The sequence below is a fragment of the Ignavibacteriota bacterium genome, assembly GCA_016716225.1.
In the GTDB taxonomy this organism is placed as follows: domain Bacteria; phylum Bacteroidota; class Ignavibacteria; order Ignavibacteriales; family Melioribacteraceae.
On sequence record JADJWT010000001.1, the window covers coordinates 1,117,677 to 1,131,896 of the forward strand.

At 32.7% G+C, this 14,220-nt stretch carries 8 protein-coding genes; 6 read left to right on the top strand and 2 right to left on the bottom strand.

Annotated elements, in window-relative coordinates:
* Window positions 1-224: 224 nt before the first annotated feature.
* Window positions 225-1,367 (top strand): CoA transferase, encoded by a 1,143-nt coding sequence (locus IPM32_04810; GenBank protein ID MBK8944576.1) that lies wholly within the window; start codon window positions 225-227, stop codon window positions 1,365-1,367.
* Window positions 1,368-1,469: 102 nt separating this feature from the next.
* On the opposite strand, the gene clpB is transcribed toward IPM32_04810, so the two are convergent.
* Window positions 1,470-4,091, bottom strand: coding sequence for an ATP-dependent chaperone ClpB (gene clpB, locus IPM32_04815; protein ID MBK8944577.1), 2,622 nt, complete (start codon window positions 4,089-4,091; stop codon window positions 1,470-1,472).
* Between the two features lie 224 nt (window positions 4,092-4,315).
* On the opposite strand from clpB, the gene mnmE reads away from it, so the two are divergent.
* From mnmE to murQ, 4 genes are all read left to right on the top strand, one after another.
* A complete protein-coding gene (gene mnmE / locus IPM32_04820; GenBank protein MBK8944578.1) occupies window positions 4,316-5,674 on the top strand; it encodes a tRNA uridine-5-carboxymethylaminomethyl(34) synthesis GTPase MnmE in 1,359 nt (452 codons plus the stop codon).
* A 138-nt stretch (window positions 5,675-5,812) separates the two neighbouring features.
* On the top strand, window positions 5,813-7,690 hold the full coding sequence (gene mnmG, locus IPM32_04825) for a tRNA uridine-5-carboxymethylaminomethyl(34) synthesis enzyme MnmG (protein MBK8944579.1): 1,878 nt from the start codon (window positions 5,813-5,815) through the stop codon (window positions 7,688-7,690).
* Between the two features lie 15 nt (window positions 7,691-7,705).
* Window positions 7,706-8,386: a 16S rRNA (guanine(527)-N(7))-methyltransferase RsmG gene (gene rsmG, locus IPM32_04830; GenBank protein ID MBK8944580.1), complete on the top strand. Its 681-nt coding sequence runs from the start codon at window positions 7,706-7,708 to the stop codon at window positions 8,384-8,386.
* Window positions 8,383-9,312, top strand: a complete 930-nt coding sequence (murQ, locus tag IPM32_04835; protein ID MBK8944581.1) for an N-acetylmuramic acid 6-phosphate etherase — start codon at window positions 8,383-8,385, stop codon at window positions 9,310-9,312. Before rsmG ends, murQ begins: the two co-directional genes overlap by 4 nt.
* A 34-nt stretch (window positions 9,313-9,346) precedes the next feature.
* Here the strand turns inward: murQ and IPM32_04840 are convergent, their stop codons facing one another.
* Window positions 9,347-10,762: a T9SS type A sorting domain-containing protein gene (locus IPM32_04840; protein MBK8944582.1), complete on the bottom strand. Its 1,416-nt coding sequence runs from the start codon at window positions 10,760-10,762 to the stop codon at window positions 9,347-9,349.
* A gap of 169 nt (window positions 10,763-10,931) precedes the next feature.
* On the opposite strand from IPM32_04840, the gene IPM32_04845 reads away from it, so the two are divergent.
* Window positions 10,932-14,186 (top strand): glycosyl hydrolase, encoded by a 3,255-nt coding sequence (locus IPM32_04845; protein ID MBK8944583.1) that lies wholly within the window; start codon window positions 10,932-10,934, stop codon window positions 14,184-14,186.
* The last annotated feature ends 34 nt before the right edge of the window (window positions 14,187-14,220 follow it).

Consider the following 14,220-nt stretch of genomic DNA (forward strand, 5'->3'; position numbering starts at 1 on the left):
TATTAATTTCCTTAATTAATTTTAAATAATAATAAATAATAAGTCTGTTAGTATGTGGATAAATCCGAAAACGTTTCAAAATAATATAAAAACAAAGAATATTCAATTAACAAAATGTTGATAAAACATTTATAAAAGTTATATTTCAACAAAAGCTGAATTAAGTAAAAGTTACCAACAAAATACTTTTAAGTTATCAACACGTTTTAACAAAATACTAACACATGAAAATTTTTAAAGGATTACGTGTTTTAGAAATTTCCTCGGTTTTAGCCGGACCATCAGTGGGAATGTTTTTTGCAGAACTCGGTGCAGATGTTATAAAGGTAGAAAATCCTAAAACAAAAGGAGACGTAACTAGAAGTTGGAAACATCAGCAAGAAAATCAGCAGAGTGATTTATCAAGTTATTTCTGCTCGGTAAATTGGGGAAAAAAATCCATTTCTCTTGACTTGGAAAACAAAGAAGATTATAAAATATTTATTGAGCTTGTAAATATTTCTGATATAATTACGGTAAGTTTTAAATTTGGTGATGACAAAAAACTTAAGGCAGATTACAAATCAATTAATAAAATAAACACTAAAATAATTTATGCGCAAATTACTGGATTTGGATTAAATGAAGAGCGAACCGCCTTTGATGCGGTAATTCAAGCTTATTCTGGATTTATGTATATAAATGGCTTACCCGAAACCAAGCCGCTAAAAATGCCCGTTGCGTTAATAGATATTCTTGCAGCACATCAAATTAAAGAAGCAATTCTTTTGGCGATTATTGAAAAACAAAAAACCGGAAAAGGAAGTTTTGTTCACGTTTCACTTTTGGATGCGGGAATTTCTTCATTAGCAAACCAAGCCTCAAATTTTTTAAATGTTGGAATTATTCCAGAAAGAGTTGGCTCAAATCATCCAAATATTTTTCCATACGGAACAACATTTTTGACAAAAGATAATAAATATATTTTGCTTGCAATTGGAAACGACAAACAGTTTAAAACATTTTGCGAAAAGTTTGATAAAAATTATAAAATCAATTTAGATAAATTCTCAACAAATTTTAAGAGAGTTAAATTTAGAGAGGAATTAACAAAAATAATTTCTGAAATTATATTCCAAGTTGATTCAAAAAAAACAATAAAAATTTTAGATGAAAATAAAATTCCCGCAGCGTTAATAAAAAACATGAAAGAAGTTTTTGAGCAAAAACAAGCGAAGGAATTAATTTTAAGTGATATAAAAAACGGTAAAATTTATTTTGGAGTTAGAACCAACGTATCAAAAATCGACAACAAAAAATACTTTAAACTTTCTTCACCGCCGCATTTAGATGAAAACAGAAAAGAAATTTTAAGGTTAATAAAGTAAGATTGGTCAGAGTTTAAAAGTTGCCATCTTGATAAATAAAAAATAGGGAATGAAAATATTCATTCCCAACAAAAAAGTTTCTGCGGTTCAACGTCTTTACAATTACTCATCCTTTACAAAATTAATTTTTCCATCACCAGAATAATTTACAACAATCGTATCGCCGGAAGAAAACTTATTCATTAATAACTCTGTTGAAAGAGGATTTATTAAATGTCTTTGGATTGTTCTTTTAAGTGGTCTTGCTCCATAGGTTATATCAGAACCAATAGAAAGAAGAAAATCTTTTACTTCATCTTTAATAACAAGAGTTATGTTTTTTTCTTCAAGCAATTTTCCAACTTTTTGAAGTTGAAAATCAATAATGTTTTTTAGCTCGCTTTTTAATAACGGTTTGAACAAAACAATTTCATCAATACGATTTAAAAATTCTGGCCTAATAGTTTTTCTTAAAAGTTCACTTAATTTTAATCTAATGTCGCTTAAAATATCTTCATAATTTTCTTCGTCAAACTCGTGAAGTTTTTCTTGAAACAAATGAGAACCCAAGTTGGATGTCATAATAATAATAGTATTTTTAAAATCGATGGTTCTTCCTTGATTATCCGTCAATCTCCCATCATCTAAAACTTGAAGCAAAATATTAAACACATCGGGATGTGCTTTTTCAATTTCATCCAAAAGTACAACCGAATATGGTCTTCTTCGCACAGACTCAGTTAATTGTCCGCCCTCTTCATATCCAACGTATCCGGGGGGCGCACCAACCAAGCGGGAAACGGAATGTTTTTCCATATATTCCGACATATCAATTCTAATCATTGCGTGTTCGTCGTTAAACAGAAATTCTGCCAAAGCACGTGCGAGTTCAGTTTTTCCTACACCGGTTGTGCCAACAAAAACAAACGAACCAATTGGTTTTGTTGAATCATGCAAACCAGCACGAGAGCGTCTTATAGCATTTGCCACAGCGTAAACAGCTTCGTTTTGTCCCACAACTCTTTTGTGAAGTTCATTTTCCATTCTGATCAGTTTACTTCTTTCGCTTTCTAACATTCTGCTAACGGGAATTCTTGTCCATTTTGCAACAACATCTGCAACGTCTTCGGCATCTACTTCTTCCTTTAACATTTTACTCGACCTTTGAATTTTAGAAAGTTCCTCGGTTTCTATTTTTAGTTTCTTTTCTAAATCAGCAATTACTCCATACCTAATTTCTGCAACTTTCCCCAAATTTCCATCGCGCTCATATTTATCAGAAAGAACCTTGGAGTTTTCAACCTCACTTTTTAATGTTTGAATAATTTTAATTTTATTCTTTTCTAAATTCCAATGTGATCGCACTAAATTTCTTTCTTCTTGAAGATTACTTAATTCCGCAGATAGTTCTTCCAATCGTTGAATAGACTCTTGATCTTTTTCTCTTTTTAAAGCTTCTCGCTCAATTTCAATTTGTTTTACTTTTCTTTCAAGCACGTCTAATTCTTCCGGCATTGAATCAATTTCTATTCTTAATTTTGAAGCCGCTTCATCAATAAGATCAATCGCTTTATCCGGCAAAAATCTATCAGTAATATATCTGTTTGAAAGTTGAACTGCGGCAACAATTGCTCCATCCGTAATTCTTACGCCATGATGAACTTCATATCGTTCTTTTAATCCGCGTAAAATAGAAACAGTATCTTCTTCGGTTGGTTCAGAAACAATAACGGGTTGAAACCTTCGTTCAAGTGCAGCATCCTTTTCAATGTGTTTTCTATATTCGTCAAGAGTTGTTGCACCAATTGCATGAAGTTCACCGCGAGCCAACGCCGGCTTAAGAATGTTTGCAGCATCCATTGCTCCATCTGTTTTTCCAGCGCCGACCAACTGATGAATTTCATCAATAAATAAAATTATTTCTCCGTTTGAATTTTGCACATCTTTTATTATTGCTTTTAAACGTTCTTCAAACTGTCCGCGGTATTGAGTTCCAGCAACAAGAGCACCCAAATCCAAAGCAACAATATTTTTAGTTTTTAAATTTTCGGGAACATCGCCGGAAATTATTCTATGTGCAAGTCCTTCTGCAATTGCAGTTTTACCAACACCTGGTTCGCCAATTAAAACGGGATTATTTTTTGTTCTTCGTGATAAAACTTGAAGAACTCTTCTAATTTCTTCATCACGACCAATTACCGGATCAAGCTTACCGGAGCGAGCCAAAACATTTAAATTTCTTCCGAATTTTTTTAACGATTCATAAGTATCTTCCGCATTTTGAGAGGTTACTCTTTGTGTTCCTCTAATATCTTTCAACGCAGAAAAAATTACATTTTTTGTGATATTATTTTTCTTTAGCAGTTCACCGACTTTTCCCGAATCTTCCGTAAGTGCCAAAAGTAAATGTTCGGTTGAAACAAACTCGTCCCTCAAATTATTTGCATCAAATATGGCACGATCAAAAAGACGAGCCGTATTTTGAGATAATTGTTGATTTCCAATTCCCGCCCCAGTTACTTTAGGCAAAGTTTCTAAAAGTTCGCCAAGTTTAATTTTCATTTGAGAAACAAGTGCACCGGTTTTTTGAATCACGGATTCCGCAACACCGCCGTTTTCTTGCAGCATCGAAGCCAAAATATGTTCCGGTTCAACAACTTGGTTATTATAATTTTGTGCAATTTCAACAGCGTTTTGCACAACCTCTTGAGCTTTAATAGTTAGTTTATTTAAATTAAACGACATTTTTTCCTCACAAGTTCATTTTTTCATCTAACAAAAAAATTAAATAAAAAGTTTCATCAAACTTAATTTAATCTTAAACAAAGATTGTTTTAAGACAACAATGTCTGTAACTCACTTAAATATAATAAGTTAGAAGATATGGGCAATTGTTATTCTTAAAAATTAATGTTAAGTTTACTTCCTTGTTTAAATAACTTTTGTAGAAGATTTGGTTGCGAGAAAATATGTTAATTTCTAATGAAGAGACAATTGCCGCAATTGCAACACCAATTGGAACCGGAGCAATTTCGATTATTCGAGTTAGCGGTCCAGAAAGCATATCTTCTGTCGATAAAATTTTTATTGGTAACCTGAAATTAGAAAAAGCAAAATCACACACAATTCAATACGGAAAAATTATTGATAATAACAATGAAGTAATAGACGATGTTTTGGTTTCGGTGTTTAAAAATCCCCATTCCTACACTGGAGAAAATTCAGTTGAAATTAGCACACACGGAAGTCCGCTTGTAACAAACAAAATTTTGGAAAGACTGATTAAAGAAAACGTAAGACTTGCAGAACCCGGTGAATTTACAAAACGAGCCTTTTTAAATGGAAGGATAGATTTATCGCAAGCTGAAGCAGTAATTGATATTATAAATTCTAGAACAAACGCATCTTTAAAAGGTGCACGTAATCAATTTGATGGATTGCTTTCGCAGAAAATTGATGGTTTACGACAAAGTTTGGTTAATACATCTTCGTTAATAGAACTTGAATTAGATTTTGCAGAAGAAGACATTGAGTTTGTTTCGTTTGATAATGTTAAGAAAGAAATAAAAAACATTGTTTACGAAATTGAAAAACTTATTGATAGTTACAAATTCGGAAAGATTTTGGTTGATGGAGTAAACGTGGTTTTTGTTGGAAAGCCAAATGTTGGAAAATCCTCTTTGTTGAATTATCTTGTAAAAGAATCGCGCGCAATTGTAAGTCACATTCCAGGAACAACAAGAGACGTAATTCGCGAAGAGGTTTCAATCGACGGAATTTTATTTAGACTTTATGACACAGCTGGAATAAGAACTTCTGAAGACGAAATAGAAAAAGAAGGAGTTTCGCGAAGCAGAAATGCCGTTTTGAATGCAGATTTAGTTGTATTAATTTCCGACGTAAATTCAGAATTTCCAAAAGATTTGTATAACGAACTTTTATCAATTACCACAGAAGAAAAAATAATTTTTGTGTTGAACAAAATTGATCTAAGTGAAAAAGTTGAAGACAACGAACAAATAGGAATTTCTGCAAAGACCGGTGAAGGAATAGAAAAATTCTTGTCAATACTAAAAGAAAAAAGTTTTGGATCTGAAACATTCAGCGAGAAAAATGCAATTGTTTCAAACCTCCGACACAAAACAGCTTTAGAAAGAACAAAAGAGCATTTGCTTAAATCCATTGATTCTATAGATGAAAAATTAAGCGGAGAGTTTATTTCGGTTGACCTGAGAAACGCTGAAAACACACTTGGTGAAATAATTGGAAAGGTTACATCTGAAGATATTTTAAATAATATTTTTTCAAAATTTTGTATTGGAAAATAACTTTTATTTGAAACGTTCCACGTGAAACAAAAACAGCAAATTTTAAAATTCGTTTCACGTGAAACTTTTTAAATATAAATATCGCATTCAAATCTAAAATCTGAATTTTAAATTCGGAATTTATAATGAAAGAAATATATGAAAGAATTTGATATTGTTGTTGTCGGTGGGGGTCATGCTGGAATTGAAGCCGCAGTAGCTCCAGCTAAAATGGGAAACTCAGTTGCTTTGATTACAATGGAAAAAAATGCGTTGGGAAGAATGTCGTGTAATCCTGCAATCGGCGGAAGCGCAAAAGGTCATCTTGTGCACGAAATCGATGCTCTTGGCGGTGTAATGGGAATTATTGCCGATAGATCCGGAATTCAATTCAGAACTTTAAATAAATCGAAAGGTCCGGCAATTTGGGCTGGACGTTGTCAATCAGACAGAAAACTGTATTCCGAAGAAGCGGTAAAGATTGTTGATTCAGTGGGGAATTTGGAAATTATTGAGGATTCCGTTGTTGAGGTTTTAGTTGAAAGCAAAAAAGTGGTTGGCGTTAAAACTCTAAAGGGAATTGAAATAAAATGTAAAGCTGTTATTGTTTCAGCTGGAACTTTTTTAAATGGTAAAATGCATACCGGTTTTAACGCAACAATTGGCGGAAGATACGGAGAAAAATCATCAACAGGATTAACAGAAAATTTAAATTCTTTAGGGTTCAAATCAGATAGGTTAAAAACCGGAACACCACCGAGAATTTTAGCAAGTTCAATTAATTTTGGAATTCTTGAAGAACAACCTGGAGACGAAAAACCCGAACCATTTTCTATGAGAACAGATAGAAGAAATTTTCCCATGCTTCCGCAAGTTAGTTGCCATATTACATATACAGATGAAAAAGTTCATAAAATTTTAGAAAAAGGATTTGATAGGTCACCACTTTTTACCGGACTAATAAGTGGAGTTGGACCAAGATATTGTCCATCTATTGAAGATAAAATTGTGCGTTTTGCAGACAAACCACGACATCAATTATTTATTGAGCCGGAAGGATTAAACGATCCGCTTGTTTACTTGAACGGTTTTTCGTCATCTCTTCCAGCAGAAATTCAGTTAGAGGCGTTACATTCAATTGTGGGATTGGAAAATGCCGAAATGGTTAGACCGGCTTATGCGGTTGAATATGATTATTTTCCACCGTATCAAGTTGATTTAACGCTTGAGACAAAATTAATTGAGGGATTATATTTTGCCGGACAAATAAACGGAACCTCCGGATATGAAGAAGCGGCCGCACAAGGATTAATTGCCGGAATTAATGCAGCCTTAAAAATCCAAAAAAGGCAAGAACTAATTCTAAAAAGAAGCGAATCCTATATTGGAGTTTTAATTGATGATTTGGTTGGAAAGTCAACAAATGAACCATATCGAATGTTTACATCAAGAGCTGAACACAGATTGCTGTTACGTCAAGATAATTCGGATAGAAGACTTTTAAGATATGGTAACAAAATTGGTTTGGTTGAAGACGTATTTCTTAAGGAATTGGAGAGAAAAGAAATCTTAATTTCTAAAACAATTGAAATGGCAACAGAAATTAAATTTACACCGGGTTCCGCAAATGAACTTTTAAAAGACAAAAATTCTACACTATTGGAAAACGGAGAAACATTAAACAAACTTGTTAAACGACCAGAATTAAATTTAAAAGAATTACTTTTACTTGTTGATGCTGAAAAATTTCCATTTGTTAATGCGTTGTTGGAAAATGAAGATACATTAACACAAATTGAGATAGAATTAAAGTATGAAGGATATATTCAGAGACAACATGACTTAATTTCGAAAATGGAAAAGTTGGAGAATTTAAAAATTCCACACGAATTCGATTACTTAAAACTTAAAACAATTTCAACCGAAGGAAAAGAAAAATTACACAAAATAAAACCAAGGTCTTTGGGGCAGGCATCAAGAATTTCGGGAGTCTCACCTTCAGATATTTCTGTTTTATTAGTATATTTAAAAAGCTAAAATTTTAGGTGTTGCTTGAAAACAAGAAAGGATTACACAAAAGAACTAAAAACTCTTTTTTTGGAAAACCAGCTTACCGTAAGCGATTATCAAATTGAAAGACTTGCTCACTTTGCAGAGCTGGTGGTTAAGAAAAACCAAGAGTTAAATTTGGTTTCTAGAAAAGATGAAGAAAATATAATCGAAAATCATATTTTTATTTCATGGTTTGTAACAGAATATCTTCCGGAAAATGTTAGTAATTTTTTAGATATTGGAACCGGCGGCGGATTTCCGGGAATTCCACTTGCGATTGCAAAGCCAATGTTAAAGGGAGTTTTAGCTGATTCGACGGGAAAAAAAATAGACGCAGTAAAGGAATTTATTAATAAATTAAAACTTAGTAATGTTATTGCAGAAAACGCGCGTGTTGAAGAAGAGGAATTTAAAAAGCAGTATAATAATAAATTCGATTTAATAATTAGCAGAGGAACGGTTCCGCTAATTATTTTATTCAGATACTCTATTCCATTAATAAAAGAAAAAGCATACATTTTTGCAATTAAAGGTGGAGATATTGAAGAAGAATTTAACACGGCAATTCTTAAATATAAACCACATGTAAAAAAATCAACAATTTTTGAACTTGCATACAAACCCACAAATTTGCGAAATATAAAAGGTAAAAAGCTTGTTTTGCTGGAAATTACAAAATGAGTTTAGACAATTCCAAACTTTTCCACGAAATAAGCAATTTAGCAACCGAGCAACGCAATCCAAAATCAACAAACATTGATTTTTTATCAACCCATGAAATTTTAAAAATAATAAACGATGAAGATAAATTAGTGCCGCAAGCCGTGGAAAAAGAACTTCCATTTATTGAAAAAGCTGTTGATAAAATTGTTGAGTCATTAAAAAACGGTGGCAGACTTTTGTATTTTGGTGCGGGAACAAGCGGAAGATTGGGCGTTGTTGATGCTTCAGAATGTCCGCCAACCTTCGGAACCGATCCGGAATTAATTAAAGGATTTATTGCCGGTGGAAAGGAAGCAATGTTTGTGGCGCAAGAAGGCGCGGAAGATTTAGAAGAAAACGGAGCAAAAGATATTTTATTAGCACAAGCCACAAAAAAAGACATCGTATGCGGAATTGCGGCAAGCAGGCGAACGCCGTATGTAATCGGCGCTGTAAAAAAAGCAAAAGAATTGGGAGCAACTACGCTTTATATTACTTGTACACCAAGAGAAACTTTTAATATTGAAGAAGTTGACATTGCAATTTGTCCGTATGTTGGTCCCGAAGTTGTTATGGGATCTACAAGAATGAAAAGTGGAACGGCTCAAAAATTAGTTTTAAATATGCTAACCACAACTTCAATGATTAGGCTTGGAAAAACATACGAAAATATGATGATTGATTTGCAAATGACAAATAAGAAGTTGATTGAGCGGGCAAAACGAATAGTTATGACAATTACCGGTTTGGATTATGAAGAATCAACAAAATATTTGGAATCATCTAATTACCATGTTAAATCTGCATTGGTTATGATTTTGGCAAACGTAAGTTTTGAAGAAGCAAAATCAAGATTAGAAAAAGCGGATGGTTTTGTAAGAAAAGCAATAAGTTTAAATAAATAAAACCTTAAAGCTCACAATTTATAAAACATCAAAATCATTTAAGTAAAACCATACTTTTTGTGATAGAAAAATCTACAGAAAATAATTTATAAAAATAAATTCCGCTGGATAAACTACTTGCATCAAAAACAGTTTCATAGTTTCTTGGATTTAAATTTTGTTTTACCAATGTTGAAATTTCTTTTCCCAAGGCATCATAAATCTTTAATTGTAGTAAACGAAAATTTTCGTTCACTACGGAATTAAGAGGCATTTCATATTTAATTTTGGTAACCGGATTAAACGGATTTGGGTAATTTTGGTAAAGTACAAATTTTTCCGGATTTGTCGGATTTTGATTTGATCCAATATTAACTGGATCTTCATCCGTCCAATTCATTTTTAGTTTAATAAATTTTGATAAACTATCTGCCATTTCTTGATGGTGCCGAACGCGCGGATGTTTCTGCCAATTTTCATCAAAAGGAAAAAAGAACGTTTCCAAATTTATATCATTTTCCGATCGAAGATTTTCTACAGCTTGCTGAATATATCCAGGCCAAGGAGAACCGATTTTTGTAGCATCCATACTTCCTAAAGCGCAAATTATTAAAGATGTTGGATGCGCAGTTCTAATTTGTTTAATAAAATTTTCATACGCGTGAACAATTTGAGAAGAATCTGGAACCGGACTTAAATTCTTAATTAACCAGCTATCATTTTGAAATAAATTAATAATCACAACATCGGGAATATATTTTTCAAAATCCCATCGACTGTTTGGGTCATCGGGATTTAATCGGTAAAAATAATCCGGAATAATTAAATCAAACCAACTAATTATTATTCCAATTCCACTTTTTGCCGTACACATATAATCTGCATTTAATATTCTTGAAGTAATTGCGCCATATGCTGTAAAATTATTTTCGTCTTTCATTTTATCATCGTCGGCATAGTCGGCAGCTTCGTTTCCCATTCCACAAGTTATTGAGTTTCCGTAAAATGCAATTTTTCGTTTTGGTCTTTCGGTGGGCGGAAAAATATTTTTATTATCTAAAATTTGAATTCCCAAAAATTTTGTTGGACCGGTTGATGCTTCGGTTCTTCGGAAAATTAATAAACTGTGAACCGTATCTTTTAAAGTTGCGGAAACCAAATAACTTTTTTGTCCGGGTTCACAATCTATAATTAACGGAGCATCATAATTTTCATCAACGAAAACATTATAAAAAGATTCGCCAGTTTGATCATCCAAAACAATCATTAAATATTTTCCATCAAACTTTGTGCGGATATAAGTTCCGGGCCAAAAAATAATTGGTTTTGTGGAATCGGAAAAATCAATTCTTCCGGTATATTGAAAATTTGGATTATCTGCAGAAATTGTATTTAATGCAAAAGAATCACATCGTAAGAAAACAACAAGTGTTAACAAGTATAAAGCAATTGCAAGTTTTTTAGGAATCATAATTCACCATTAAAATTTTAATGTTTTCAAATTAAACTTTATGAAAGAATCTTAAATACAAAAATATTTACTCAATCTTAAGTATGATTTTTTTATAAACATTTTTATTTTTAATACATCTAAAGGTTAAAAATAATTAACCATTTTTCTAACTTATTTTGAATACATCATGAATAAAAAAACATCAACAATTATAATTTTATTAATTTTTTCAATAACATTTTTTGCACAAGAAAGTGAAAAAAGCAAAGACACAAACAAAGTAAATTTTGACGGATTAAAGTGGAGAAGTATAGGTCCCGCTTTTGCTTCCGGAAGAATTGCGGATATTAAAGTTAATCCTAAAAATAAAAACGAATATTATGTTGCAGTAGCAAGCGGAAATATTTGGAAAACGTCAAATTGGGGAACAACCTTTGAACCAATTTTTGATAAATACGGAGCATATTCTATCGGATGTTTGACAATCGATCCGGAAAACCCAAATGTAGTTTGGGCTGGAACCGGCGAGAACAATCACCAACGTGCGCTTGGTTATGGTGATGGAATTTATAAAACTATTGATGGTGGAAAATCTTGGAAAAATATGGGATTGAAAGATTCGCGTCAAATTGGACAAATTGCAATTGATCCGAGAAACACAAATATAGTTTTTGTTGCGGCGGAAGGTTCTGTTTGGGGACCTGGCGGAGAAAGAGGTTTATACAAAACTTCAGATGGCGGAAAATCTTGGAAAAAAGTTTTGGAAATCAGCAAACACACCGGAGTTAACAATGTTATTATGGATTTGAAAAATCCCGAAACAATGTATGCAACATCGGAACAGCGAAGAAGACACACATTTACAAAAATAGGCGGTGGTCCAGAATCAGCGGTTTATAAATCTGTTGACGCCGGTGATACTTGGGAAAAAATTATGGAAGGTTTGCCCAAAGTAGATATCGGCGGAATGGGAATTGATATTTCTCCGGCAAATCCGGAATATATTTATTTAAGTATTGAAGCCGCAGAAGATAAAGGCGGATTTTTTAGATCAACAAATCGCGGAGCAACTTGGGAAAAAATGAGTGATCAATTTTCATCGGGGCAATATTTTAATGAAATTTATTGCGATCCGATAAATCCCGAAAAAGTTTATTTAATGGATGTTTATTCAAAAGTTACTGTTGACGGCGGAAAAACATGGACGAATATTGGAATAGAAAATAGACATGTTGACGATCATGCGATGTGGATTGATCCAAATGATAATTCACATTTTATGATTGGCGGAGACGGCGGAATTTACGAATCTTTTGATAATGGAAAAACTTTTGACTTCAAAGAAAATTTACCAATCACACAATTTTACAGAGTAAACGTTGATAGTGATTATCCGTTTTATAATGTTTTTGGTGGAACGCAAGATAATAATAGTATGGGCGGACCATCAAGAACAATTAGTAGTGATGGAATTATTAATGACGATTGGTTTGTTACAAACGGCGGCGATGGATTTTGGACAGCCGTTGATCCAAATGATCCAAACACGGTTTACGCAGAAGCCCAATATGGAAACATGGTTCGTTATAATAAAATTACGAAAGAAGCTGTTGATATTAGACCCGAACCTGGAAAGGATGAATTAACTTATAAATGGAATTGGGATACGCCGCTATTTATAAGTCCGCACAAATCAATAAGAATTTACTGTGCAGCAAATAAAGTTTTTAAAAGTGAAGACAGAGGAAATAGTTGGGAAACAATTAGTGAAGATTTAACAACCCAAACCGATAGAAATTCTTGGCAAGTTATGGATAAATTTTGGAGCGTTGATGCTGTTGCAAAAGATAAATCAACATCGCTTTGGGGAACAATAATTTCTCTTAGCGAATCACCAATTAAAGAAAATTTACTTTACACCGGAACTGATGACGGATTAATTCAAATTACGGAAGATGCAAAAACTTGGCGAAAATCTTCTCAAGTTTCGGGAGTTCCGGAATTTACATACGTGAGCGATATTCTTCCATCAAAATTTGATGAGAACATTGTCTTTGCATCATTTAATAATACGAAGCGGGATGATTTTAAACCATACATTTATAAAAGTTTGGATAAAGGAAAAACTTGGAAATCAATAAGCAGTAATCTTCCTCAGAACGGAGCCGTTCAAACAATTGAGCAAGATTTTGAAAATCCGGAGTTGTTATTTGTCGGAACTGAATTTGGATTCTTTTTCACAAACGACGGAGGAAAAAGTTGGAATCAATTAAAAGGAGATTTACCGACAATTTCCGTCAAGGATATTGCAATTCAAAAAAGAGAAAATGATTTGGTTATCGCAACATTCGGCAGAGGATTTTACATTCTTGATAATTATTCCGTTTTGAGAAATGTTAATGAAAACACACTTAAAAATGAAGCAAAATTGTTTCCGGTAAAAGATGCTTTGTGGTTTATAGAAGGAAGCGGAAGATACGGACAAGGAACCACATATTTCAAAGCCAAAAATCCCGAGTTTGGCGCAACTTTTACTTATTACTTAAAAGAGGTTCCAAAAACTTTAAAAGAATTTCGTAAGGAAAAAGAGAAAGAATTATTTAAAGACGGAAAGAAAATCCCTCAGCCTACAAATGACGAACTGCTGATTGAGAAAAATGAAATATCACCATATTTAATTTTTACAATTTTTGATGAAAACAATAATGTAATTAGAAAAATTTCTAAATCTGCAAAAAAAGGAATCAACAGAGAAGTTTGGGATTTGAGATATGAAAGTCCAAATCCATTAACGGAAAAAGATAAATTTGATCCAACCGCAAAACCAAGAAGCAGTACTTTGGTTCTGCCGGGAAATTATAAAGTTGCACTTTCAATTGTTTCAAGAGAAGGTGAAAAAATTCTTTCCGAGCCGATGGAATTTAAAGTTGTGCCAATTGATAAAAACCCGATTTCTACAGATAAAGAAGAATTGGTTTCGTTTCAGAAAAAAGTAAACGAACTTTCTAGAACAATTACGGGAACAGAAAACTTTCTGAAAGAAATGATTTCCAAGGTTGATAAAATGAAACAAGCAATTTCATTAACACCGGGAACCTCTTTTGAATTACTGAAAGAAGCTGATAAAATTAAAAATGAGTTAAATGATATTTCTCTAAAATTTAGTCGTCAAACTAATTTCCCAAGTACTGAAGAAAATCCGCCGTCTCCAGTTACAATAAATGAAAGACTTGATGTTTTAAGATATACTCATTATAGATCAACAGAGCCAATTACTAAAAAAGAAAAAGTTGCATACGATGTTTTAACTGAAGAATTTCCGCATGTTTATGAAAAAATAAAAAATATTTCCGAGGTTGATATTTTTAATTTGGGAAGGAAATTGGAAAGTCTTGGTGCTCCAACAATTCCGGGAAAATTACCTCTTTTGAATTTGAAATAAAATATAAAGTAGGGAACGAAAAATTTCGTTCCCT

Excerpts from the sequence above, each read along its gene's own strand:
- murQ (MBK8944581.1), top strand. The coding sequence starts at position 8,383 with ATGAGTTTAGACAATTCCAAACTTTTCCACGAAATAAGCAATTTAGCA.
- mnmG (MBK8944579.1), top strand. The coding sequence starts at position 5,813 with ATGAAAGAATTTGATATTGTTGTTGTCGGTGGGGGTCATGCTGGAATT.
- IPM32_04840 (MBK8944582.1), bottom strand. The coding sequence starts at position 10,762 with ATGATTCCTAAAAAACTTGCAATTGCTTTATACTTGTTAACACTTGTT.
- mnmE (MBK8944578.1), top strand. The coding sequence starts at position 4,316 with ATGTTAATTTCTAATGAAGAGACAATTGCCGCAATTGCAACACCAATT.
- IPM32_04810 (MBK8944576.1), top strand. The coding sequence starts at position 225 with ATGAAAATTTTTAAAGGATTACGTGTTTTAGAAATTTCCTCGGTTTTA.
- IPM32_04845 (MBK8944583.1), top strand. The coding sequence starts at position 10,932 with ATGAATAAAAAAACATCAACAATTATAATTTTATTAATTTTTTCAATA.
- clpB (MBK8944577.1), bottom strand. The coding sequence starts at position 4,091 with ATGTCGTTTAATTTAAATAAACTAACTATTAAAGCTCAAGAGGTTGTG.